This window comes from Catellatospora tritici, assembly GCF_019083965.1.
In the GTDB taxonomy this organism is placed as follows: Bacteria; Actinomycetota; Actinomycetes; order Mycobacteriales; family Micromonosporaceae; genus Catellatospora; species Catellatospora tritici.
Genome location: NZ_JAHRCY010000018.1, coordinates 61,627 through 84,727, shown reverse-complemented (window position 1 = coordinate 84,727; position 23,101 = coordinate 61,627). Strand labels below are relative to the sequence as shown.

The window sequence follows — 23,101 nt, the reverse complement described above, 5'->3', positions numbered from 1 at the left end:
TCTGTCAGGCCGGATCGGCCAGCGCGAGCAGGGCGAGCCCCGCCTCGACCACGTCGTCGGCCGACCAGGCCAGGGCCGGACCGGCCACGGTGATCTCGGCCATCGCGCGACCGGGGGCGCGGTCGGTGAACGCGTTGCACAGCCAGATCCTGCGCTGCTCGGCCAGGGCGATCATGGCCTCGTTGAGGCGCTCGGCCGGGCCGGGCAGCCACAGCTGGAACTGGTGCGTGTGCGGCACGGCCGGGTGCACCAGGGCGCCCGGCAGCTTCGCCAGGGCCTGGGCCACCACCTTGGCGTGGGCTACGTACTCCGGCAGCCGGGGCAGCTCGCGGTCCAGTCCGGCCAGGGCGGTCAGCGCGGCGGGCCACTGCTGGAACAGGTTGCCGCCGTAGCGGTGCCGCCAGGCGCGCGCCTGCGCGACGAAGTCGGCCGGACCGGCCACGACGGCCCCGGCCAGGCCGCCGAGGGTCTTGTACAGCGACACGTACACACTGTCGGCCAGCCCGGCGATGGTGGCCAGGTCGTGACCCAGGTGGGGCGCCGACTCCCACAGCCGGGCGCCGTCGAAGTGCACCCGCGCCCCGCGCGAGCGGGCCGCCGCGACCAGCTCGGTCAGCTCGTCCCAGCTGGGCAGCAGGAAGCCGGGCTCGCGCAGCGGCAGCTCGACCAGCAGCGTGCCGTACGGCTCGTCGAGGTCGCGCACCTCCGCCGGGGTGGGCTGGCGCGGCTCCCGGGTGGGGAAGACGCCGCGCAGGCCGCTGAGCGACTCGTACGCCCCGCGTTCGAGCGCCTCGACGTGGCTGAGCGGGTGCAGCGCCACCACCGGGCTGCCGGTGCGCTCGGCCCAGCAGCGCAGCGCGACCTGCTGGGCCATGGTGCCGGTCGGGAAGAACACGGCGGCGGGCTTGCCGAGCAGCTCGGCGACCCGACGTTCCAGTTCGGTGACCGGGCCGCCGCCGTAGAAGTCTGGCCAGCCGTCCAGGTCGAGGCTGTCGAGCAGGGCGAGCTGCTCGCGCATGATCGGCACGCGGTGCGCGGACAGAATCCGGTCGCAGCCGCGCTGGGCGCGGCGACGCCGCTCGGCGGGGTCCTCGGTCACCGCGCCATGATGCCACGCGGCGCGGCGGACCTCACCGGGGTTCGGCGCAGGCGGCCAGGGCCGCCACGACCAGCGGATCGCTCTGGTCGTACGCCGCCAGCAGCGGCACCAGCGACGGGTCGCCCAGCGCGGCGGCGCTGGAGAAGGTCAGGTCGCTGGCTCCCTCGTCGGCGAGCACCGCCGCCACCAGCCCGACCGCCCGCGGATCCTTGCGCCGGGCCAGCCCGTGCACGCCCTCCTCGAACGCCGGAACGTACGTGTCACCGGTGCGCGCCCACAGTGCCGCCCGGATCGCCTCGGTGTCCGTGTCGAGCTCGGTGCCCAGCCCGTAGGTGGCCCAGTCGCGCACGTGCGGTTCGGTGTCGGCGCTCAGCCGGATCAGCGCGGCCACCCCCTCGGCCTGGCCCGGCCCGGCCATCACGGCGGGCAGCGCCGCGGCGACCTGGTGGCGCACGTCGCCGTCGGGGTGTCCGGCCAGGCCGACCAGGATCGGCAGCGCGTGCGGGCGGCCGCTGCCACCCAGCGCCTCGATCATGGCGCACAGCACGTCGGGTTCCTTCTCCTCGCCGATCACGTCGGTCAGCAGCGCCGCCACCTCCTCGCGGCCACTGTCACCGCCGACCTCGTCGAGCACGCGCAACAGCCGGGCGGCCGCGGCGCGCACGGCCGTGTCGTCGTCGCGCAGGCGGGTGCGGGCGAGGTCGACGGCGGTGCCCGCACCCCCTGTGGCCAGCCGCAGCAGTGGATCGCGGAAGGCGTCGTCGTCGTAGGGCTCCGCGTGGTACGCGTGCACCGAAGCGGAGAACAGCCGGACGGGGTCGTCAGCCAGCTCGCTCATTCCTGCATCCTGACAGGACGACCGCCTCTTCGCCCAGCCACTATCCGGCTGATCGCACACGCTGTGTGTGCCGTTTCCGAGTCGATCTCACCCGCCCCGGCCAGCGACGTGATCTCCACGAAACATGCGATGAACCGATCGATGTCTATCCGACAGAAGCCTTCAGATCAATACGTCTCAATGCTTTGCTGGCGCGCGACTCCGTCCCCCTCACGGAAAGGTGTCGGACATGCACAGACCGTCCTCTCGGTCGCGCCGCGTCCTGGCTCCGTTGTTCACCCTGCTCGCCCTGCTCGCCACCGTGCTCACGGCCGCCTCCCCGGCCCAGGCCGCGGTGCCCAACCGGTTCGGCTTCGTACTGTGGAACGGCGCCGCCGTCGTAGCCTCCGGCACCACGCCCGCGGCCACCACCGTCGTCCCGATCGGCGTCGGCCGCTACCAGGTCAAGTTCCCCGGCCAGGCCGTCGTCGGCGGCGTGGCGCACGTGACCGCGATCAACACCGCGCCGCACTCCTGCCAGGTCGAGAACTTCGGACCCTCGGGCGCGGACGAGATCGTCATCATCCGCTGCTTCAAGGTCGGAGGCGTGCTGGACAACAGCGGGTTCAGCGCGATCTTCTCGCAGAGCTCGGGCATCAGCGGCTTCGGCCCGTTCGGGTACGTCGACACGCAGTCCACCGGCGCCATCGTCAGCCAGTACAACGCGGTCGGCGCCGCCAACACGGTGACCCCGCTCGCGGTCGGGCAGTGGCTGGTCCGCTTCCCCGGCATCGGCAGCGCCGGTCCGGTCGACGGCAGCGTGCAGGCCACCCCGGTCGGCACCGTCAACGCCCGCTGCAAGGTCGCCAACTGGAACTCCATCCCGGCCGAGCAGCGGGTATGGGTGTACTGCTTCACCCCGGCCGGTGCGCCGATGAACACCCGCTTCACCCTGACCTACCAGCAGAAGGTCTCGCTGTACGGCCCGTCCTACCCGCCGAAGTACTTCGGCTACCTGTGGTTCAAGCCGCCGGTGGGCGCGCCGACGACCAACTTCAACTCGGTGTCGGGCCTCGGCGTCAACACGCTGGTCGGCGCGGGCGCGGGCCTGTTCCTGGTCACGTTCCCGAACATCGCGTTCCTGCCGGACACCGTGCAGGTCACCGCGTTCGGCACCACGCCGGACTTCTGCGGCCTGAACACGACGTGGGCGCACATCGGCGCCGACACCGTGGTCCGCGACGTCAACTGCTTCAACGTCGGCGGCGCCCCGGTCACCTCCGGCTTCACCATCAGCGCCAACTCCCAGTTTTAGGCACCGTTGAAGTTGCCGGGCAATCGGGCGTAATGGGCCGCAAGATACGCCCGATTGCCCGGCAACATGCTCGCGTGCCGTCCCGGGCGGCGGCACGGCGCGTTCAGTGCGCGGCCGCGGCGATGCGGCGCAGGGCCCGGCCGAGCAGGCGGGCGTACAGGTGCTGGAACCCCACCACGCCGTACGAGCCGAGCCGGGTGTACCACAGCGCCGGTCGGCTGAACGCGGTCACCGAGAACCACACCCGCCCGTCGACCAGCTCCACCAGGAACGACTCCTCGCCGCACTCGGGGTGGCCCGCCAGCGTCCCGTAGGCGAAACCGGCGCGGGTCGGGGTGTCCTCGACCCACACCACCTCGCAGGGTGCCTGCACGCGCAGGTTCGCGAAGCCCAATCCGGACGTGACGCGCAGGCCCGGCACGGCCCGGGGACCGGCGGCGTCCATCCGTACGCCGATGGCGCGCTGGGCCGCGAAGGTCAGCACCGCCTGCGCCGCGGGCGCCATCGCCTCGGGGCCGCCGAGCACGGTCCGGTAGCGCAGATGGTGGTACCCGCGCGGCAGCACCTCGTCGCGAGTGGCGCCGACCTCGGCATATGTGAACACGGCCGAAGGCTATCGCAGCCCGGCCGGGGCGACGGCGCCGAGCGCGGCGGTCCCCCGATGCATAGACTCGCACTCATGGACCTTGGACCTGTAGCAGGGGCCCGCGCGACCCGCGGCACCCGGCGCCACATTCGTCTGTTCACCGTCGCGGCCGTGGCCGCGTTGCTCGCCTTCGGCGCGGGCTGCGCCACCGCCGCCGACCCCGGCACCGGCAACACCCCGGAGAGCACCACCGAGTCGCCCGACGGCCGCGTCGCGGGCGTCGCGGTCACCGTCGAGAAGACCGGCGGCATCGCGGGCGTCAACGACCGCGTCAGCGTCGAGCGCGATGGCAGTTGGGTGAAGGTGGGCCGGGAGGGCAAGCAGGCCTCCGGCACGCTCAGCGCCGACCAGCTCAGCCAGCTACAGACGCTGACCGCCGATCCGGAGCTGGCCAAGGAGGCCGCGCGCAGCCCGCAGCCGTCGAACTGCCGGGACGCGTTCAACTACACGGTGACCGTGGACCGGGCCGGGCAGAAGACGATCTCGGCCTACACCGACTGCCCGAGTGACAAAGATATTCCAGTCGCCACCCAGAAGGTCGCGCTGCTGGTCATGGACGCTTCCGGTAACTGATCTTCATCCATACGCGTCACTGTCGGCATACGGGATCGGTTTCGCTGTCGGCTCGGGTGGTTACGCTCCCCGCGATGATGATTTTCTTCCGCTCCCTGCGGCTGCGCCGCGCGGCCCGGTCCCACTTCGGGTGGGACCGGCTGCGCCCGGCTCAGCTGGACGCCATGCGCCCACTGCTGCGCGGCCGTGACGCCGTCGTCGTGCTGCCCACCGGCGGCGGCAAATCCGCGGTCTACCAGGTCACCGCCACCCTCCTGAAGGGACCGACGGTGGTGATCTCGCCGCTGCTGGCGCTGCAGCACGACCAGATCGGCAACCTCAACGACCGCGGCAATCCGCTGCTGCGGGCGGTGCGGGTCAGCTCGGCCGAGACCCCGGCCCGGCAGGCCGCGGCGCTGCAGGAGGTGCGCGAGGGGAAGGCCCGGTTCCTGTTCATCACCCCGGAGCAGCTCAGCTCGCCGGAGCGGCTGGCCGAGGTGCGGGCGCTCAAACCCGCCCTGGTCGCCGTCGACGAGGCGCACTGCATCTCGTCCTGGGGCTACGACTTCCGCCCCGACTACCTGGCGCTGGGCCACATCGTCCGGGGCCTGGGCCGGCCGCCGGTGGTGGCGCTGACCGCCACCGCCTCCCCGCCGGTGTGCGAGGACATCATCGGACGCCTGGGCATGCGCAAGCCGGTCATGGTGCGGACCGGGCTGGACCGGCCGAACCTGTTCCTGGAGGCCACCCACTGCCCCGACGAGGCCTACCGCTGGCGGCGCCTACTGCAGCTGCTGGAGGCGAGCAAACCGCCGGGCATCGTGTACGTGCCGACCCGCGCCGCCGCCGAGGAGTTGGCCGAGCGGCTGACCGCGGCCGGGCACGAGGCGCAGGCCTACCACGGCGGTATGGCCGCCGGCGTGCGCGCCCGCCGCCACCGGGAGTTCCTCGCCGACGAGATCCCGATCATGGTGGCGACCTCGGCCTTCGGCATGGGCATCGACAAGCCGAACATCCGCTGGGTGGCCCACTTCGCGCTGCCCGACTCCCCCGACAGCTACCTGCAGGAGATCGGCCGGGCCGGGCGCGACGGCGAGCCCGCGCACGCGCTGCTGCTGCACCGCGCCGAGGACGTGGCGCTGCAACGCTTCTTCGCCGGTGGCGCGCCGGACTTCGCCGAGCTGCGCACCGTGGCCGCCGCGCTGCACAGCGGGCCGGTGAAGAACCGCACCGCGCTGGGCAAGACGACCGGCATCGGCCCGCGCAAGCTGACCAGCTACCTGACCATGCTGGAGCAGGTCGGGGCGGCGGCGATCAGCGTCAAGGGCGAGATCAGCGTCCCGCGCTTCGCACCCCTGCCCGACCAGGCCGCCCGGGAGGCGCTGGCCGACTACGAGCGCCACCAGGCGGGTCAGCGATCCCGGATCGACCTGATGCGGCGCTTCGCCGAGCAGCGCGGGTGCCGGATGCAGGCGCTGCTGGCGTACTTCGGCGAGCAGTTGAACCAGCCGTGCGGACACTGCGACAGCTGCCACGGCGGCACCTCCGAGGTGATCTCGGACGACGTGCCGTTCCCGCCGCACAGCAAGGTGCGCCACGCCGACTGGGGCGCGGGCACGGTGCTGGGCTACGAGAAAGACCGGATGACGGTGCTGTTCGACGAGGTCGGCTACAAGACGCTGTCGGTGCCGGTGGTGCAGTCGCAGCGGCTGCTGGTGATGGAGTCGGTCTAGCGTCCGAAACCAACGGTAGTGTCGTTTGTCGTAGCAGGTCGCGGTCAATCTCGACTATTCCTACCGGGGTTGTATAGTATAACCGCGTCGCCGTCCCTGCCACGAAAGGGCTCCCTCATGAGCGACGCACCCGAACCATCCACCCCCGACAGCCCCCCGCCCGCGGTGGCGCACGTCGGCCGGTGGTCCGTCAACGAGGACTGGGCCGCCACCATCGTCGGGCTCGCCCTCATCGCGCTGGTGCTGACCGGGGTAATCCCCGTCGGGCTGGTGCCGTGATGACCCAGACCGAACCCGTCACCCCCGACGCCGTCGCCGACACCACCGCCGACGAGGCGCCCGCGACCCGCCCGAGCCTGCTGTGGACCGTCCTCGGCCTGCTGTTCGTGCTCCTCCTCGGCGCCGGTGCCCGTTGGCTCGAGGATCTCGTCCCGGCCGCGGCCAAGGGCAGCAGCCTGGAGAAGTTCTCGCTCGCGATCGAGTACCCGATCTACGCGATCGCGCTGGGCCTGGTCGGCAACCTCATCATCACCCTGTTCGGTCTGCGGGACCGGATCGCCGACGCGATCCGTACCGAGTTCTTCATCAAGACCGGCCTGGTGCTGCTCGGCGCCTCGATCAACCTCAGCCTGATCGTCAAGGCGGCCGGTCCGGCCATCCTGCAGGCGCTGCTGCTGATCACCACGGTGTTCCTGTTCACCTGGTACTTCGGCGGGCTGCTCGGCCTCGACGACAAGCTGCGGGCGCTGCTGTCGGCGGCGGTGTCGATCTGCGGCGTCAGCGCGGCGATCGCCGCCGCGGGCGCGGTCCGGGCCCGGCGCGAGCAGCTGGCGTACGCCGCGAGCCTGGTCATCGTCTTCGCCCTGCCCTCGATCTTCATCCTGCCCTGGCTGGCCGACGCGCTCGGGCTGACCCCGGCCGTGGCCGGTGCCTGGATCGGCGGCAACATCGACACCACCGCCGCGGTCACCGCCGCCGGGGCGCTGGCGGGCGAGGACGCGCTGAAGATCGCCACCATCGTCAAGGCCACCCAGAACGCGCTCATCGGCGTGGTCGCGGTGGCGCTGACGGCGTGGTTCGCGTTCAAGGTGGAGAAGTCGGCCGACGCGAAGCGGCCGGGCCTGGGCCAGCTGTGGGAACGGTTCCCGAAGTTCGTGCTCGGCTTCGTCGCCGCGTCGGCCGTCGGCACCTGGTACGTCAACAACACGGCCGCCGCCGAGGCCAAGAAGGTCATCGGTGTCGTCAACGACCTGCGGGTGTGGTTCCTGATCCTGGCCTTCGTCAGCATCGGCCTGCAGCTGCGGATCTCGGCACTGCGCGAGGCGGGGTGGCGCCCGATCACCGTCTTCGGCGCCGCGACGGTGGTCAACCTCGCTGTCGGCCTGGGGCTGGCCGCCCTGCTCTTCCACGGCTTCACCGTCTGAGCACGGAACCGGGTACGTCCGCCGGGTCGGCGCCGTCAACGCCGACCCGGCAACCGCACCGCGCACCCGCGCGGCGACGTCAGCGGTCGGTCCAGCCGACCAGCACCTCGCCGGTCTCGGCGTCCAGCTCGCACATCACGTAGTCGTCCACCACGAACAGCACCGGGCGGCCGTCGACCACCGCGGCCTGCATGACCGCGATCTCGTCGGGCCACTCGCGGGTGGGCCGCAGGCGCCGCCCGGTCGCCGGATCCACGCAGTCGAACCGCTCCCCGCTGCCGACGTAGAGCACCGCGGCGCCGCCGATCTCACCGAAGCCCAGCCGCGGCGGGTAGTCCGGATCGAGCGGGAACGGCTCGGCCACCGGCACGCCGGTGAGCGCGTCGCGTAGCTCCACATGCTTCGACGACCGGGCCACGGCCAGGAACGCCGCAGGGCCGACCGAGCCGAAGGCGACCGCGAAGGCGAACTCCTCGCTCGTGTCGTCCGTCCACAGGGGGCGGCCCGCCGCGAGATCCCACACCGTGAGGCTGCCGTCGAACGTGCCCGCCACCGCGAGGGTCCGGCCGTCGGCCACTGTCGCCACCGCCGCCGACTCGGTCCGGTGGCCGCCGCCGACTCGGGGGCGCACCGCCTGGCCGGTCTGCGGGTCGAACTGGCTGAAGCCGCCGTCGGCGTCGGCGACCACGAGGATGTCCCGCCCATGCTCGGTGAATCGCGCCAGCCCGATCACGACGTCGGGGCTGGGCAGGCTCGGCCCAGCGGGCACGCCCGTCAGCGGGTCCAGCAGGCGGACGAAGTGGCCGCCCAGACCCGGCTCGGGCTCGCCGTGGTTGTCGATGCCGATCGCCAGGACGGGCCCGCCCGCACCGCGCACGACGCGGTGCGGGCGCTGCTGGAAGTGGGTCCAGCTGCCGATGCCGTACTCCGCGCGGACATCGCCGTCGCGGACGTCGTACACGCGGACCTCGGCGCCGGGTGGGCCGCCGGCGGCGAAGACCAGGGTCGCACCGTCCAGCTCGGCGCACTCGATCTGGCGCAGCGGCTGGCCCCACAGGTTGAACGGGTAGATCACCGCGTCACCCTAACGCGCGCGTGGCCCGGCGGGATGCCCCGCCGGGCCACACTACCGGGTACTGCTACCAGCCGAAGAAGCTGGCGACCGCATGCCCGGCGTCGCACAGGGTGTTACCGACGCTGGCACCGATGCCGCTGCCGACGATCCCGCCGACGATGCCGCCGACAACCCCGCCGACCAGCATGCCGACCGGCCCGCCGACGATGCCGATCTGGGCGCCGATCTCCGCCCCGATCAGGCCACCGGCCAGACCACCGGCCAGCGACGACACATCCTTCACGGCCACTTCGGCGCGCTGGTCCGGCGGGGCGTTCGCGATGTCGTAGACGGTGAACCCGACCGCCGCCACCGCGCCGACGACGCCCAGTGCCTTGACACCGTTGCTGGCATACCTGAACGCTGTCGCGCTCCTGGCCAGTGCGGCCTCGGACTCGGCCGCCGCCGCGGCGGCGTTCGCCGCCCGGGTCTTCTCCCAGGTGCCGGGCGAACCATCCGGCCCGTCGGCGGCCAGGGTGTTCTTGGGGAACTGCTCCTCTACGAAATTCTGCTGGCAGCGGGCGTCGCAGACTTTGTTCGGCACGGGCTCGGCACCCGTGCCCAGACTCCCCTTGTATGGCTTCGAGAAGTCGGCCTTCGCCCTGTCCGCGGGGTTGTTCGGGTCGAGGCCGACATTGCGGCACGCGTTGTCCTCGCCGCAGACCCGGGCAGCACCCTCCATCAGCTCACCGGTGACCGGGTCGTGCCAGCCCCTGCCGTTGACGCCCCAACCGACCTTGCCGGTCTCGGTGTTCTGGACCGCGATGATGCTGCGGCCCTTGCCGAACAGCCTGGCCTTCTCCTTGGCCAGGTCGTCGAGCTGCTTGGCGATCTTGTCGAGACCCGGATCGTCCTCGGCGAACCGGTTTCCGGTCGGGTCGGCGTGGGTGTTCGGGTTGTTGCCGCCGTACCCGTAGCCGTTGAGCTGGCTCGGGTCGGTGACCTCCAGGATCGGGTCGACGGTGACGAACCGGCCGACCGCGGGATCGTAATGTCGCGATCCCACCACCGTCAGGCCCGTGTTGGCGTCCATCGGCTTGTCGAGGAAGCCGTGGTTGTCCGGTGCCGCCACCGCCGTGCCACGCGCTCCGCCGTACGGGGTGTACTGGCGCCACGTCGGCACCTGGGCCGTGCTGTCCAGGTACAGGATCGGGGTGCCCTGGTGGTCGCCGATCGCGAACTTGTAGTTGCTGCCGGTCCCCGTGCGCACCACCTGCCCGCCGCCGGGCAGGTTGTAGTACCGGCTGCCGGTGACGTTGCCCGTGGTCGTGTTGAGCACCAGCTGCTGCGTGCCCAGGTACAGCGTCGTCGTACCGGGGTCCTTCTGCAGCAGCAGCGCACCGTCGGCGTCGTACAGGAACGACGACGGTCCGCCGGTGCCGCCGGTGACGGAGGTGAGCTGCCCGGCGTCGTTGTACTGGAACGACTGGCTGCCCAGCCCGGCGGCGCGGGTCTTCATGTTGCCCGCGACGTCGTAGGTGTAGCTGGACGAGCCGGTGCTGCCACCGCTGGTCGTGGTGCCGGTCAGCGTGTGCAGCTGCGCGCCGCCGGTCCCGTACGTGTAGCCGGTGGTGATGTCCGCCGACGGACCGCCGGTGAAGGCGTGCTGCACCTGCTGGCTGCGGTCGCCGAGGTCGTCGAACTCCCAGCTGGTCCAGTAGGCCGACGAGCTGCCGAGACTGTCGCCGACCATGCCGTGACTCGGAGTCGACGGCCACGTCGCGCAGTCGTCGGTGGCGGTCCAGGACGCCGACAGCTGGTTCAGGTCGTCGTACGTGTGGCAGCGGGTCTCGGAGCTGGCGGCGCTGCCCAGGCGGGTCGAGACCTGCCTGGTGATGTTGCCGCTGAGGTCGTACCGGTAGGCCTGCTCGTCGACGTTGGTGGGGGTGGCCACCGCCCGGGTGATCAGCTGGTCGCTGAGCCGGCCGGTGTGGTCGTCCCAGGTCTTCGTGACGTACGCCAGGTTCGGCGCCGCCCCGAGGGTCTGCTGGGTCACCCGGGCGTACGCGTCGTACGAGGTGCCCTGGCTGTAACCGGTCAGACCGCCCAGGGTGTTGGGCAGGTCCAGGGCCCCGCTGTAGCCGTGCAGCACGGTCTCCGAGGGCAGGCCGCCGGCGGCCGGGAAGACGTCCTTCAGCGCCAGGCCGGTGGTGGCCGTGTAGAGCTGGGTGAAGGTGTACGTCCCGGCCAGGTTGCCCTCGCTGGCCGGGACCGTCACGGTGATCCCGGTCGACTCGCCGAACACGTTGTAGTTGCTCTGCTGCTTCGTGTACGTGTTCCCACCGGCGTACGAGATCGTCGTGGTGAGATGCCCCTTGGGGTAACCCATGGTGGGCACGGCGTTGTTGGCGTTGTCGTAGATCCACGCCGCGAGCTGGTTCCCGGCGGCACCCGGCACCTGACCGGCCACCGTGGACAGGAACCGCCCGGTCTTGCGGCCGAGCGCGTCGTAGGTGGTGGAGACGGTCTTGCCGAGGGCGTCGGTCGACTGGATCTGGTTGCCCATGGCGTCGTAGACGAAGGTGCTGGTACCGGCGTCCGGGTCACTCTTGGCGACGACCCGTGCGCGCAGGTTGTACGTGTCGGTCCAGGTCGGGCCGTTGGTGCCCTGCTGGATGGTCGACTGATTGCCGCGGTTGTCGTACCCGTAGGTCACCGCGCGCTTGGTGCCGCCGGTGACGCTGAAGACGCCGGTGAAGGTGTTCGCGGGCGTGTTCAGCGTCGGCGCGGTGGCGTAGCGGTCCACCTCGACGGTGCGTCCGAGCACGTCGACCACGGTCGTCTCGACCAGGCCGCCGATCGGCGGGATGACCGTGGTCCGGTCGCCGTTGTACACGGTCGTGGTCCGGGAGACCTCCACGCCGTTCTTGGCCGACACCTCGATCACCGTGCGACCCAGGCCGTCGTACGTGAGGAAGCCCTGGTCCGGCACGGCGGCATGGAGATCGGCGGCCGACACCAGCGTGGTGTTGGGCGTCGTGGCCGCGTCCCACCAGCCGTTGTACTTGGTCGCGGGCTCACCGCGGCTGTTGTAGAAGGTGTCGGTGATCAGCCGTCCGCCCTGCGGCGTCATCGCCTGGGTCTGTCGCGGACGCAGCAGCGCGTCGTAGATCAGGGTCGAGGTGATGTAGCCGGACGAGTCGTTCAGCTTCTGCGTCGTGGACGCCGAGACGCCGTTGTTGGCGATCACGTAGCTGAACTTGTGGTTGGCCGGCAGCGAGGTGCTGCGCGAATTCGTCCACACGGAGGTGAGCCGCCCGAGCGCGTCGTAGCGCTGGGTGGTCACCAGCCCGTTGATGTCGGTCGCGGTCAGGGTCAGCCCGCGAGCCGGTGCCAGCGTGCTGGAGGTGACCTGCCCGAGCGCGTTCGTGATGGACTGCCCGGTCGTCAGGCCGACGCTGTCCATCGTGAACGCCGTCTGCGTGTCGTCGCCGTTGGCGTTGTAGGCGTGGGTCTGCCGACCGAGCGCGTCGAACACCGAGCGCGCGGTCGTCTGGTAGACGAAGGCGCCGCCGGTGTAGTCGACCGCCTCGCGCACCATCGTGACGTCGCCCTTGGTCGGCACGCCGGTCTGCGGGAACGTCGTGGAGAAGGTGGCGTCGTCGTAGAAGTTGCGCACGTGCGACACGACCTGGGCCGGCCGGGACACCGACGCGGGCGCGGTCAGCGTGTTGACCGAGCCCGGCACCGACTGGGGGCTGCCCTGGGTGAACCCGCCGCAGGCGACGGAGTCGGTCTCGACCTGGCTCTCCAGCCCGGTGATGTTCTTCGCGGTGTTCGCCGCCGCGTAGCTGGTGACGGTGCACTTGTCGTAGGCCGGGTCGGCCGGGACGGTGTGGTTGTAGACGCGCAGCGGCAGGCCGAACGTCGCTGAGCTGCCCGACGTGTCGTAGGTCGTCTCCGTCGCCGTGTAGCGCCACGTCGTGGCGCCCGAGCCCGTGACCGCCTGCCGATCCAGCGTGAGCACCGGCGCGACGGTCCTGGCGGTCAGGCTCGGCAGGCCAGTGCGGGTGCGGGTCGCGGTCGGCGCCGACAGCCAGTAGGAGGTGATGGACGAGTGGTCCACCGTCCCGCCCTCGCCCAGCCAGGACGTGTTCTCCAGGGCCTTGCCCGCGAGCTCGTCGAGGTCCTCGTGCACGCCGCCCAGGGAGTCGGTCACGTTGACGACGGTGCTGTTGTTGTTCTTCGACATGCCCCGGTAGTAGGTGGCCTCGGAGAGCTCCCGCGGGTCGTTGACCCCGTCACCGGTGAACGTCTTCACGTCGCCGTAGCCGCGGAACTGGCCGTAGGTCCGGTACTTGGCCTTGACCAGCTCGTTGTCGTCGAAGTGCCAGGCGGCACCACCCAGGTAGCTGTACGACTTGACGTAGGCGGGCGCGCCGCCGGTCGGGTCGGTGGTGGTCACCTTGGTGACGACGTACTTGTTGAACCAGTCGATGAACGGGTCGGTGTAGCCCGGCGGCGTCCACGACACCGGGTAGCACGACGTCGTGTTCGTCGCGGGGGCGACGGTCACCGGCGCCGTGCAGGGGTTGGCCAGGCCGTAGGTGACGGTGATCTGGGCACCGGACTCGGTGGTGATGTTCTGCACGCGGTACTTGTAGAACGCGGGGAGCCCGTCGGTGACGGTGTCCACGCGGTTCTGCAGCTGCACCGCGCCGAACGTGACCGCCGGCATGGTGATGGGCGAGCCGGCACCGGCGTTGCCCGACAGGTCGGAGCCCTTGTGCACGATCTGGGACAGCCACAGCGTGGGCGAGGTCCCGTCCCCGGTCGGCGGCAGGGTCTGGGTCAGCGTGTAGGTGTCGACCGGGACGTACTGCGAGGTCGCGGTGGACCACTGCTGCGACTCCACCGACGTCAGCCGGACGGTGGAGAAGAAGGCCGGCGACCACGCGGAGCAGGTCGCCCCGGAGGCGCAGACCAGGTCGAACGGGACGTCGGGCCAGTTGGCCTTGTTCGCGGCGTTCAGCGGCTGGCAGGTGCCGGTCAGGCAGCGGTCGCCGGTGTTGAACACGATCCGGCTGGGCACGGTGCCGTAGGCGTTGCCGTCGGTGAAGCCGTAGTCGATCCGGTCGACGTGGCTGTCCCGGATGTACTTGACGTTCGAGGCGCCCTTGTTCTGGCCGTAGTAGTTGGTGTCCTGCTTGTAGTAGTAGGACATGGCGCTACCGTGCGCGTCGACCACGTAGTCGAGGTTCCACCGGTAGGCCATGGTGCAGACCGAGGAGTTGAACCCGGCCGCGTTGTAGCACGGGTCACCGGAGTGCGCCGAGAACACCGGGGTGTAGTCCACCGAGTTCGTGGTCGCCTTGCCGCTGCTCCAGCCGGGCAGCCGGTTGCGCCCGAAGGTGTAGACCGTGCCCTCCCGGGTGGTGACGGTCCAGTAATCGGTGTTGTAGGTGCCCTGGCCGTTGTTCGAGTTGACGACCTGGGTCACCACCGAGCCGTCGTCGAGCTTCGGCCGCCACTTCGAGGCGCCGGAGTCCCACACCAGCGAGGTGGACGAGCCGTTGAGCGACAGCGTCAGGATCTTGCCGTCGTAGCAGCGGTCCTGGGTCTTCTGCGGCGACGCCGTGCCCTCCGGGTCGTCGGCGCACGGGATGAACGACTGCTCGATGAACGAGCGGGGCATCGACCAGCCGTCGCCGATCCAGGACGCCTGCGCCTGGGTCGAGGCGGTCTGGCCGTCGATGCTGCCCGAGTCGTAGGCCAGACCCAGCTTCGGCAGCAGCGAGGTGGCCGCCCCGGCCGGCTGGAGCGGGTAGGAGTAGTTGAAGGAGCCGGTGGAGCCGCCGCCGCTCCAGCTTCCGGACGGCTTGAGGTCGGTCGCGGCGTACGTGCCGCCCGCGCCGCCCTCCTCACCTTCGTCCGACGTCGCGGCGAGCACCACCACGCCGGACGGCCGCGCGGCGGCAAGGGCGGTGACGCCGGTCGTGGCGGCGGGAGTCAGGTCGACGTCCCCGGAGACGCTGCGGGCGACGACGTCGTTGGCGGCGCCGGTCACCGGCGACGGAACACGGCAGCGCGCCGCATCAGGAGTGGTCAGCGCGCAGTCGGGCAGGCGCACCAGGCGCAGCCGGCTGGCGTAGTTGCCGCCGTAGGCCTGCGCGAACCCGCTGTAGTCCAGGCCCACCGTGACCGGGCCGGAACGGTCCGCGGCCACCGTGAACACCACTCCGTGCACGCCCACCGCGGCCGCGGTGGCCTGGTCGTACACGCGCACCCCGAGGGCCGACGACGAGCCGCCGGCCTTCGCCCGCGCCCACACCGGCGCACCGGCGGACGGGGTCCGCGGGGACCGGTCAGGTTGGACGGTCACCGTCGACGTGCCCGCCGCGGGCCACCGCGGGGCCGTCGGCGTGAAGTTGCGCCCGGCCGGATTGGGCCGGTTCTGGAAGTGCGACGGCACGGCGTACACGCCCGCCACCGCCTCGACGCGGCTCGTCGCCGGCGGCGCGGCCGGGCGGCGCGGCGCGGCCACTGCCGCACCTGTGCCGTGGACGACCACTGTCACGACGGCCAACGCGGTCAGTCCACGTGCGAGCCATCTGCTTCTATAGATTCCCTGCCGCTGTAACACGGCAACCTCCTCGGCGCTCCCCCGTTGCGCGGTGGTGACGATCGACCACCGCAGGGCAGCGACAGGTTGCCATGAATCATGAAAATGCGTTGACCCCCTTCGAGGAACCCCAGATCACGACTGAGTAACGGCTGGGCGCCGAGCTCCTGCCGCCCGCCAAAACGGACGGCCCGCGTCCGCCAGCGCGGACACGGGCCGTCGTCGATGCTCAGTACGTCCAGAGCACCGCGTGGTACTCGCCGGTGGTCGCGTTCAGATTGGACTGACCCACGATCTGGCCCTTGTTGTTGTTGCCCCAGGCCATCGTCTGACCGCCACGCAGCCCCGGCAGCAGCTTCGGCGCACCGCCCTTGGGCCACCACACCGCCCGGAACAGGTAGCCGTCGGTCCGCCAGCCCACCACGTCGGCGCAGTCGTTGAGGTCGGTGCTGCTGCCGTACGCGCTGCCCGCGGGCAGGGCCAGGTCACCCAGCACGCCGCCCTTGCGCAGGAACACGCCCTGCCCGGCGTCGCCGCTGACGTCACCGAACCGGTTGACGCCGGTGGCGGTGCCGCCCGAGACGGTCTGGATCACGCCGTTCTTCCAGGTGGCGGCCACCCCGGCCGTCGTTCCGGCGATGATGCCGTTCGCGCTGACCGCGGCGGGGACGAACGGGTCGCCCGCCCCCGTGGTCAGCGCGGTCATCACCCCGTTGTGCCAGCGGAAGCCGCCGAGCCCCCCGGTGCCGTCGGCGTAGTAGCCGACGACGTTGCCCGCCTCGTCTATCCCGACCGCGACACTGTCGCCGCCGAGAGTGCCCAGGTCCTGCATGCCGTATCCGGGACGCCAGCGGAAGGCGTGGACGCTGCCGTCGGGCAGCGCGCTGGCGCCGGCGATCTCGCCGCTGTTGTTGATCGCCGCCGCCCACGCGCGGGGCCCGCCCAGCGTGCCGAGGTCCTGCATGTGTCCGTTGCGCCAGCGGAACGCCCGCTCCGGTGGGTTCTCCTGCGTGCCGATCTGGCTCTCGCCGACGACCACGCCGTGGTCGTTGATGTCGAAGGCCTGGCTGCAGCAGGTGCCGGTCAGCGTGCCGAGGTCGATCACGTGCGGGCCCGCCGCCGCCGCGGGGGCGCCGGGCAGCAGCGCCGCCAGCAGCCCGGCCAGCACCGACCCCGGCAGCAGCCGCTTGATGATGTTCTTCACGAGCACTCGCTTCCTATACGGAGAGAGATTTCGCCGCACACGCCCGGGCAGGCGTGAAGCTTCAGTCTGCTCCGAAATGGACTGGGTGCCAGTCGGCTACCCGACCCGGCGCGCGGACCGCGCCGGGTCGTCGCAGCTCAGTGCGCGTGGGTCACCCCAACGGGGCACCGATACGGGCCGGATCGACGATCCGGGGCGGTACGGACGGCTCCGGGTCCACCGAGCGCAGGACCTTGCCTGGAATCCGCGGCAGCGCCGGGTCACCGACCACCGTCCCGCCCGGCCCCACCACCCCGGACGGCGGAATCTTGCGGACCGAGTCGGGTCGCGTGACCGGCGCCGCGCCGACGCCCCACGGCGGGTCGTCCGGGTTCGACGAAGGCGACGCGGCCGGGGCGGCCGACGGTGTTCCGGTCGGGCTCGGTGCCGGCGAGCCCGGCAAGGCGGACGGCGACACCCCGGGCACCACGCTCCCCGAATGCGAGACCGACGGCGACGGCGACGGCGAAAGGGAGGTCGAGGGCGAGACGGACGGCGAAGGCGTCCCGACGGGCACGATCGGCCCCGCCGCCGGGCTGGGCGACGGCGACGCGGAGGACGAGGCCGAGGGCGACGCGCTCGGTGCCGGCGACGGCGACAGGGACGGCGACGCGCTCGGTGCCGGGGAACCCGGTGCGGGCGAAGTGGACGGCGAAGGCGAGATGTTGGCGCCGTCGTCGCAGCCACCGCAGCTGTAGAAGATGATGTCCCAGTGGTTGCCCTCGTCGGTGTACAGGTTCCCCGACGGCGCCCGGTACTGGTAACCCCAGCCCTTGATCAGCCCCACGTACTTGAAGTACTTCTTGATGTAGTTGCCGATGCAGCTGTACTTGCTGATGTCGAGCTTCCACCCGTTCCAGTGGGTGTAGGTGCCCGAACCGTGGCCGGTCTCGGTGCCGCCGGTGACCATGATCGCGCAGTCGCTCGCCTCGCGCAGGGTGAGCAGGCCCTCGACCGTGGTACGCCGGACGTCCTCGAAGGACGTGCAGCTGGGCTTGTTGCGATCGGCGCAGTTGCCGCTGGACCACCAGGTGATGCCCGCGTCGCGGAACATGTCGGTGGCCTTGCGGTGGCTGAGCTTCGCCGCGGCGGAGGCTCCCGCGACGGGCAGGCCGAGGTTTACGACGACGATCGCGGTCAGCAGCAGCAGACCACGCCGCAACGCAGGACGCATGGCGACTCTCCACCGTTCGGGGATGTGAAACGGGCTACAAGGAATGTAATCCGCATAAGTCGCGAAAGGTACATACTTTCGTAATTGGTATATATGGTGAAGCTGGTTCACCTTCGCTCAGCTGATTCCCAGCGTTGTCGGCGCATCGCGAGCCTGGACGGCTGCCACAATCGCGGACATGCGACTCGACGACGTATGGCTGCGCTACGCCCGCAGCGGCCCGTGGGTGCTGCGGAGTGTGACGGCAACAGTCCGCCCCGGCGAGATCGTCGTCGTGCTGGGCCGCAACGGCGCCGGAAAGTCGACGCTGCTGCAGCTGGCGGCCGGGGTGCTGCGCCCCGGCCGAGGCCGCGTCGCCGACCGTCCGACGGCGGTCGGCTGGGTGCCCGAGCGCTTCCCCGCCGACCAGCCGTTCACGGTCTCGGCATACCTGACCGGGGCGGCCGCCGTACGCGGACTGCCGACACCGGCGGCGCGCGCGGCCGCGGAGGCCTGGATCGAGCGGCTGGGGCTGGGTGCGTTCCGGCAGGTGCGGCTGCCCGAGCTGTCCAAGGGCACCGCGCAGAAGGTGGGTCTGGCGCAGGCCCTGCTGGTGCCGCCGCGCCTGCTGATCCTCGACGAGCCGTGGGAGGGCCTGGACGCGGCCACCCGTGACCTGGTGCCCGAGATCGTGCTGGAGGTCGCCGCGAGCGGCGGCTCGGTGCTGCTCAGCGACCATCGCGGCGAGACCGTGCGGCTGCCCGGCGCGACGCGCTGGACCGTGGTCGACGGCACCGTCGCGGTGGAGTCCGGCGCCCCGGCGCAGACCTGCGTCGTCGAGGTGGCGGTGACCGCCGCGGACCTGCCGGAGGCGGTGGCGCGGCTGCGCGCGCAGGGACATCAGGTGCTGCGGGTACGCGAGGAGGTCGGCTCGTGATCGCACTGACCAGGCTGCGGTTGCTGGGCTTCGTCCGCACCGGGCGGGCGGTGGCGCCGCTGATCGCCGCCGCGGCCGCCCTGTCCATCCTGTACGGCGGGGGCCAGGCCCGCGCCGCCGAGGCGTACGGCGTCTCGGCGCTGGTGCTGTTCCCGCTGCTGGCCTGGCAGACCAAGATCCTGCTGGACGTCGAACCGGACGTGCAGCGCCGCCTGGCCGTGACCGCCGTCGGCTCGCCGCGCCGCGAACTCGCCTCCGGGCTGCTCGCCGCGACCGCGGCCGGGCTCGTGACGGTGGCGATGGCGATGGCGGCGCCGTGGCTGGCGGGTGCGCTCAAGCCCGACGACGGCTCCGGCACCACGATCGGGCTCGTCGCGCACCTGCTGGCGCTGCCGTGCGCGGTGGCGCTGGGCGCGCTGGCCAGCCGCGCGGTCACCCGCAGCGCGGGCAACGGCGCGGCGGTGCTGGTCACCGGCTCGGTGCTGGCGATCGTGCTGGGGCTCAAGGCCTCGCCGCTGCAGTGGCTGGTGCCGCCGTTGATGGCGACCACCCGACTGACCACCTCCGGCCTATACCCGACCGCCGAGGTGGTCACGGTCGTGGGTCAGGCGGTGCTCTGGTCGGCCGCGGCCGCCTGGGGGTACGCCCGCCTGCGCCGCAGCCGGGCCTGAAGCCCTTCGGCGTGCAGCAGCAGCATCAACCCGCCCGCGACCAGGCCCCAGAACGCGGCCCCGATCCCGAGCAGGCTCGCCCCCGAGGCGGTGACCACGAACGTGACCGCCGCGGCGGCCCGCCCCGGCTCCGGGGTGAACGCCCCCGCCAGCGCCGAGGCCAGGGCGCCCAGCAGCGCCAACCCCGCCACCGCCTCGATCAGCACCGGCGGTGACAGCAGCACCAGCGCCGTCGCGGCGGTGGCGCACAGCCCGAGGGTGATCATTCCGGCGCCCGCGGTGACCGAGGCGACCCAGCGGCGGCGCGGGTCGGGGTGCGCGTCGGGTCCGGCCGCCAGCGCGGCGGTGATCGCGGCGAGGTTGACCGCGTGCGCCCCGAACGGCGCGGCGACCGCGGTGGCCAGGCCGGTGCCGGTGAGCACCGGGCGCAGCGGCGGGGTGTAGCCGTACCCCTGCAGCACGGCCATGCCCGGCACGTTCTGCGAGGCCATGGTGACCAGGAACAGCGGCAGGGCCAGGCTGACCACGGCCGGAAGCGTCAACGTCGGCACGGTGAAGGACAGCTCGGGTCGTACCGCCACGCCGCCGGGGGTGCCCGAGGTGGTGAGCGCGATCGCCACGGCCGCCGCCGCCAGCGCGGCGGGCACCGCCCAACGGGCCGCGAACCGGCTCAGCAGCGCCCAGATCACGATCACCGGGATGGCCAGCCTCGGCACCTCCGACAGCGCGCGCACCGGGGCCAGGCACAGGTTGAGCAGCACCCCGGCCAGCATCGCCGAGGCGATCGGGCGCGGAATGGCGGTGATCGCCCGTTCCAGTGGCGCGAACAGCCCCGCCACGATGATCAGCAGACCGGTGAGCAGGAACGCGCCGGTCGCCGCCGCGAACCCGCCCGCGACCGGGCCGGTGGCGGCCAGCAGCGCGGCGCCGGGCGTGGACCAGGCGATGCTGATCGGCAACCGGTGCCGCAGCCCGAGCACGATCGCGACGACACCGGCGGCGGCGCTGACGGCCAACAGCCCCGAGGCGGCCTGCCGCTGGTCTGCGCCGACCGCGCGCAGCCCGGCCAGCACCACGGCGAACGTGCTGGCGAACCCGACCAGCGCCGTCACCAGCCCGGCCAGCACCGGTTGCAGCGTCCGCCCCATGCCCCGTCCCTCCCGACCCTGCCGTTCCGTATACGGAACGCCCACTCATCGGGCACGATAGCCCCATGACCACAGGCCCGGCAACCGGCCGCAGCCGCCGACCCGACCCGCCCACGACGGCCCCCGACCCGGCAGCGCCACGCGACGGCATCACCCCTGCCCCCGGCCCCGGCGTGCCGCGCGACCTTCCCGCAGCAGGCCGAGGCACCGGCCCCGAAGCGCCGCACGGCCGCCAGGGCACCAGCACTGCGCCAGTCCTCGGCGTGGGCGGCGAGATCGGTCCGAAGCTGCGGCGCCTGCGCGAGGCGGCCGGGGTGTCCCTGTCCGAGCTGGCCCGGCGCGCCGGGATCGGCAAGGCGACGCTGTCGGGGCTGGAACTCGGCACCCGCAACCCGACCCTGGACACGCTGTGGTCGGTGACGGCCGCGCTAGGCGTGCCGATCACCGCGCTGCTGGATGCGGCCGAGACGGCCGTGGTCCGAGGCACCGCGGTCGAGGCCGTGCTGCTGCACGTGTTCGACGAGCCGGGGGTGACCTTCGAGCTGTACCGGATGACGGTCCCGCCCGGCCCCGCGCAGAACTCGCCCGCGCACCACGCCGGGGTCACCGAGCACATCACCGTCTTCAGCGGTGTGCTGCGCGCCGGACCCGCCGAGGCGCCGTTGCTCGCGGGCCCCGGCGAGCACCTGACCTGGCAGGCTGACGTGCCGCACGTATACGCCGCCGTCGGCGACACCCCCGTCACCGCCAGCCTGCTGATCCGCTACCCGCGCTAGCGTCCCGTGGTGCCCCGCCAGCGCGGGCCCGGCAGTTTCCGGGGAAGTGCACGAATCCCGGCCGGCTTTCGTGCAGTTCCCGGAAAGTGCGCGAACCGAGCGGGCCCGCTCGTCGGTCAGCCCCAGGTGCGTACGCAGAGGACGAGGCGGTAGCCGTCGGGGTCCGCGATCGTCACCCCGTGCTCGTCCCAGTACGGGTTGTGCGCGCGAACCCGGGTGCCGCCCGCTGCCGTGAGCCGGTCGACCAGGGTCGCGTCGACCGGCTCGCCCAGGTAGACCACGAACAGGTCGTCCACCGTCGGGGTGGGCTGCAGCGGGTTGTCGGGGTCGTGGGTGAGCTCGAAGTGCCAGGCACCGTCGCGCGGGCCGACCATCAGCAGGTCGTGCTCGCCGGGAACGCGCTCGCCGGTACGCCACAGGACCGAAAGGCCCAGGCCGTGCACGTAGAACCGCTCGGCGGCGACGAGGTCCCGCGACGGCCGGGCGATCCGGACGTGGGTGCTGGAGTCGATCACGCCGACGCCGCCAGGGCGGCCCGCCACACGGGACTGTCGACGTAGTGGTTGTCGAACCGCTGCGCCGACTCCGCGATCTCCTTCGGGTCGGCCTCGCCGCGCATGACGCGGCCCAGCAGGCGCAGGTAGTCGAACCGGCCCATGCCCGGCGTGAACACGAACAGCACGTCGGCCTCGCAGCCCGGCGCCGCCGCGAAGGCGTGCGGGGTGTGCGGCGGCACGGCCAGGAAGTCCCCCGCCCCCAGCGTCGTGATCTCCTCGCCCACCAGCACCCGCAGCGAACCGCTGAGGACGAAGAACAGCTCGCTCGCCCGGGTGTGGAAGTGGGCGGGCGCGCCCACCGCACCCATGGCGAAGCTGGACCGGTAGCTGGTGAAGCCGTCGGCGGTGGTGTCCGAGTCGGCCAGCAGCGTGATCACGCTGCTGGGGTCGGCACAGGTCTCGGCGTCGGCATGGCGGGTGAGCACCGGGCGGAACGGTGCCCCTGGATGAGCGTCCTGGATCATGATCAGACTGTACGATCTTGACGAGCGCGCGCGCCGACCGGTCCGAGCCTACGCGCCTCGATCAGGAACCGGGTGCTGTACGCGGTGAACGACCCCTCCCGTTCGATCAACTCGTGCAGCTCGCGCAACCTGTCACGATGGGTCGCCACGTCGAAGCCCGGCACGATCCAGATGACTTTGCGCAGGTAGACCACCACCGCCGCGACGTCGAGGAACTCGGTACGCAGCGAGGCCGAGCGCAGGTCGACGACCTCGAGCCCGGCCGCCCGCGCCCCCGCCGCCATCACCTCGGGGTCGCGCGCGGTGCCGCCGTCCAGCGGGCCGAGGAAGAACTCCGCCAGCCCGAACATCGACCGTGGTCCGACCTGCTGCGACAGGTATGTCCCGCCCGGGGTCAGCACCCGCGCCACCTCGGCCCAGTCGGTGACGGTCGGGTGGCGGCTCACCACCAGGTCGAACGACGCGTCCGGGAACGGAAGCGGGTCACGGTCGGCGTGGTCGACCACGGTCGCCCCGAGGTGGGCCAGGTTGCGTCGGGCCAGGGCCAGATTCGGCGGCCAGCCCTCGGTCGCCACCAGCACCGGCGGGGCCTGCTCCAGTTCGCCGGTCACCTCGCCGCCGCCGGTCTGCAGGTCCAGGGCCGCGCGGGCGGTGGCCATCCGCCGCGCCAACAGCTTCGCGTACCCCCACTCGGGCCGCTGTTCGGTGGCCCGCCCCTGGAACCAGGAGAAGTCCCACCCGTCCACCGGCACCGCGGCACCCTCGGCCAGCAGTTCCTCGAATGTGCGATCTTGGCTCACGGGGCCAGTCTCAACTGACTTATCCTGAATGTCGACTGATTTCACGCGAAAACTATCGACCGGGCCAGGCCCGGACACTACCATCCACGT

19 protein-coding genes are annotated in these 23,101 nt (G+C 71.9%); 8 read left to right on the top strand and 11 right to left on the bottom strand.

Annotated features, from left to right (window positions below; translation table 11 throughout):
• Positions 1-4 precede the first annotated feature (4 nt).
• Both KUA19_RS31590 and KUA19_RS31585 read right to left on the bottom strand, forming a co-directional pair.
• A complete protein-coding gene (locus KUA19_RS31590; protein WP_217401891.1) occupies positions 5-1,099 on the bottom strand; it encodes a threonine aldolase family protein in 1,095 nt (364 codons plus the stop codon).
• A 31-nt stretch (positions 1,100-1,130) separates the two neighbouring features.
• Positions 1,131-1,937 (bottom strand): HEAT repeat domain-containing protein, encoded by an 807-nt coding sequence (locus KUA19_RS31585; RefSeq protein ID WP_217401889.1) that lies wholly within the window; start codon positions 1,935-1,937, stop codon positions 1,131-1,133.
• A gap of 229 nt (positions 1,938-2,166) precedes the next feature.
• Here KUA19_RS31585 and KUA19_RS31580 point away from each other — a divergent pair, with 229 nt between their 5' ends.
• Positions 2,167-3,231, top strand: a complete 1,065-nt coding sequence (locus KUA19_RS31580; RefSeq protein ID WP_217401887.1) for a hypothetical protein — start codon at positions 2,167-2,169, stop codon at positions 3,229-3,231.
• 103 nt (positions 3,232-3,334) lie between these two features.
• On the opposite strand, the gene KUA19_RS31575 is transcribed toward KUA19_RS31580, so the two are convergent.
• A complete protein-coding gene (locus KUA19_RS31575; RefSeq protein ID WP_217401885.1) occupies positions 3,335-3,835 on the bottom strand; it encodes a DUF1990 domain-containing protein in 501 nt (166 codons plus the stop codon).
• Positions 3,836-3,910: 75 nt separating this feature from the next.
• Between KUA19_RS31575 and KUA19_RS31570 the strand changes: the two genes are divergently transcribed.
• From KUA19_RS31570 to KUA19_RS31555, 4 genes are all read left to right on the top strand, one after another.
• Positions 3,911-4,450 carry a protealysin inhibitor emfourin gene (locus tag KUA19_RS31570; protein ID WP_217401883.1) on the top strand — a complete coding sequence of 180 codons (540 nt, stop codon included), beginning with the start codon at positions 3,911-3,913 and terminating at the stop codon, positions 4,448-4,450.
• A 74-nt stretch (positions 4,451-4,524) separates the two neighbouring features.
• Complete coding sequence (locus tag KUA19_RS31565; protein ID WP_217401881.1) at positions 4,525-6,162, top strand: RecQ family ATP-dependent DNA helicase; 1,638 nt, start codon at positions 4,525-4,527, stop codon at positions 6,160-6,162.
• Between the two features lie 117 nt (positions 6,163-6,279).
• On the top strand, positions 6,280-6,441 hold the full coding sequence (locus KUA19_RS31560) for a hypothetical protein (protein ID WP_217402068.1): 162 nt from the start codon (positions 6,280-6,282) through the stop codon (positions 6,439-6,441).
• Positions 6,441-7,586: a YeiH family protein gene (locus KUA19_RS31555; RefSeq protein WP_217401880.1), complete on the top strand. Its 1,146-nt coding sequence runs from the start codon at positions 6,441-6,443 to the stop codon at positions 7,584-7,586. Before KUA19_RS31560 ends, KUA19_RS31555 begins: the two co-directional genes overlap by 1 nt.
• A 79-nt stretch (positions 7,587-7,665) precedes the next feature.
• Here the strand turns inward: KUA19_RS31555 and KUA19_RS44745 are convergent, their stop codons facing one another.
• The 4 genes from KUA19_RS44745 to KUA19_RS31535 all read right to left on the bottom strand — a co-directional run bounded on the left by KUA19_RS44745 (position 7,666) and on the right by KUA19_RS31535 (position 17,679).
• Positions 7,666-8,661, bottom strand: coding sequence for a WD40 repeat domain-containing protein (locus tag KUA19_RS44745; protein WP_217401878.1), 996 nt, complete (start codon positions 8,659-8,661; stop codon positions 7,666-7,668).
• A gap of 64 nt (positions 8,662-8,725) precedes the next feature.
• The gene (locus KUA19_RS31545) at positions 8,726-15,217 is read right to left on the bottom strand and encodes an RHS repeat domain-containing protein (protein ID WP_308167765.1); all 6,492 of its coding nucleotides are present in this window, start codon (positions 15,215-15,217) and stop codon (positions 8,726-8,728) included.
• A 274-nt stretch (positions 15,218-15,491) separates the two neighbouring features.
• Complete coding sequence (locus KUA19_RS31540) at positions 15,492-16,466, bottom strand: hypothetical protein (protein ID WP_217401876.1); 975 nt, start codon at positions 16,464-16,466, stop codon at positions 15,492-15,494.
• Between the two features lie 151 nt (positions 16,467-16,617).
• Positions 16,618-17,679: a hypothetical protein gene (locus KUA19_RS31535; protein WP_217401874.1), complete on the bottom strand. Its 1,062-nt coding sequence runs from the start codon at positions 17,677-17,679 to the stop codon at positions 16,618-16,620.
• A 178-nt stretch (positions 17,680-17,857) separates the two neighbouring features.
• On the opposite strand from KUA19_RS31535, the gene KUA19_RS31530 reads away from it, so the two are divergent.
• Together KUA19_RS31530 and KUA19_RS31525 are read left to right on the top strand one after the other, a co-directional pair.
• Entirely contained in the window at positions 17,858-18,595 is a 738-nt protein-coding gene (locus KUA19_RS31530) for an ATP-binding cassette domain-containing protein (RefSeq protein WP_217401873.1), read from the top strand.
• Complete coding sequence (locus tag KUA19_RS31525; protein ID WP_217401871.1) at positions 18,592-19,266, top strand: hypothetical protein; 675 nt, start codon at positions 18,592-18,594, stop codon at positions 19,264-19,266. The genes KUA19_RS31530 and KUA19_RS31525 overlap by 4 nt, the downstream gene beginning before the upstream one ends.
• Here KUA19_RS31525 and KUA19_RS31520 read toward each other — a convergent pair.
• The gene (locus KUA19_RS31520; protein WP_217401869.1) at positions 19,200-20,414 is read right to left on the bottom strand and encodes a benzoate/H(+) symporter BenE family transporter; all 1,215 of its coding nucleotides are present in this window, start codon (positions 20,412-20,414) and stop codon (positions 19,200-19,202) included. The two genes, KUA19_RS31525 and KUA19_RS31520, sit on opposite strands and share 67 nt — an antisense overlap.
• Before the next feature lie 65 nt (positions 20,415-20,479).
• On the opposite strand from KUA19_RS31520, the gene KUA19_RS31515 reads away from it, so the two are divergent.
• Positions 20,480-21,190: a helix-turn-helix domain-containing protein gene (locus KUA19_RS31515; RefSeq protein WP_254550402.1), complete on the top strand. Its 711-nt coding sequence runs from the start codon at positions 20,480-20,482 to the stop codon at positions 21,188-21,190.
• A 116-nt stretch (positions 21,191-21,306) separates the two neighbouring features.
• Here KUA19_RS31515 and KUA19_RS31510 read toward each other — a convergent pair whose 3' ends face one another.
• The 3 genes from KUA19_RS31510 to KUA19_RS31500 are packed head-to-tail and all read right to left on the bottom strand — an operon-like array spanning position 21,307 to position 23,011.
• Complete coding sequence (locus KUA19_RS31510; RefSeq protein WP_217401867.1) at positions 21,307-21,705, bottom strand: VOC family protein; 399 nt, start codon at positions 21,703-21,705, stop codon at positions 21,307-21,309.
• Positions 21,702-22,211, bottom strand: coding sequence for a cupin domain-containing protein (locus KUA19_RS31505; RefSeq protein WP_217401865.1), 510 nt, complete (start codon positions 22,209-22,211; stop codon positions 21,702-21,704). Before KUA19_RS31505 ends, KUA19_RS31510 begins: the two co-directional genes overlap by 4 nt.
• Before the next feature lie 2 nt (positions 22,212-22,213).
• Positions 22,214-23,011 carry a class I SAM-dependent methyltransferase gene (locus KUA19_RS31500; RefSeq protein WP_308167758.1) on the bottom strand — a complete coding sequence of 266 codons (798 nt, stop codon included), beginning with the start codon at positions 23,009-23,011 and terminating at the stop codon, positions 22,214-22,216.
• Between the last annotated feature and the right edge of the window lie 90 nt (positions 23,012-23,101).

What these genes read in the sequence shown, in the direction of transcription:
- KUA19_RS31570 (WP_217401883.1), top strand. Translation starts at nt 3,911, where the DNA reads ATGGACCTTGGACCTGTAGCAGGGGCCCGCGCGACCCGCGGCACCCGG.
- KUA19_RS31585 (WP_217401889.1), bottom strand. Translation starts at nt 1,937, where the DNA reads ATGAGCGAGCTGGCTGACGACCCCGTCCGGCTGTTCTCCGCTTCGGTG.
- KUA19_RS31515 (WP_254550402.1), top strand. Translation starts at nt 20,480, where the DNA reads ATGACCACAGGCCCGGCAACCGGCCGCAGCCGCCGACCCGACCCGCCC.
- KUA19_RS31580 (WP_217401887.1), top strand. Translation starts at nt 2,167, where the DNA reads ATGCACAGACCGTCCTCTCGGTCGCGCCGCGTCCTGGCTCCGTTGTTC.
- KUA19_RS31505 (WP_217401865.1), bottom strand. Translation starts at nt 22,211, where the DNA reads ATGATCCAGGACGCTCATCCAGGGGCACCGTTCCGCCCGGTGCTCACC.
- KUA19_RS31560 (WP_217402068.1), top strand. Translation starts at nt 6,280, where the DNA reads ATGAGCGACGCACCCGAACCATCCACCCCCGACAGCCCCCCGCCCGCG.
- KUA19_RS31565 (WP_217401881.1), top strand. Translation starts at nt 4,525, where the DNA reads ATGATGATTTTCTTCCGCTCCCTGCGGCTGCGCCGCGCGGCCCGGTCC.
- KUA19_RS31530 (WP_217401873.1), top strand. Translation starts at nt 17,858, where the DNA reads ATGCGACTCGACGACGTATGGCTGCGCTACGCCCGCAGCGGCCCGTGG.
- KUA19_RS31520 (WP_217401869.1), bottom strand. Translation starts at nt 20,414, where the DNA reads ATGGGGCGGACGCTGCAACCGGTGCTGGCCGGGCTGGTGACGGCGCTG.
- KUA19_RS31555 (WP_217401880.1), top strand. Translation starts at nt 6,441, where the DNA reads ATGACCCAGACCGAACCCGTCACCCCCGACGCCGTCGCCGACACCACC.
- KUA19_RS31535 (WP_217401874.1), bottom strand. Translation starts at nt 17,679, where the DNA reads ATGCGTCCTGCGTTGCGGCGTGGTCTGCTGCTGCTGACCGCGATCGTC.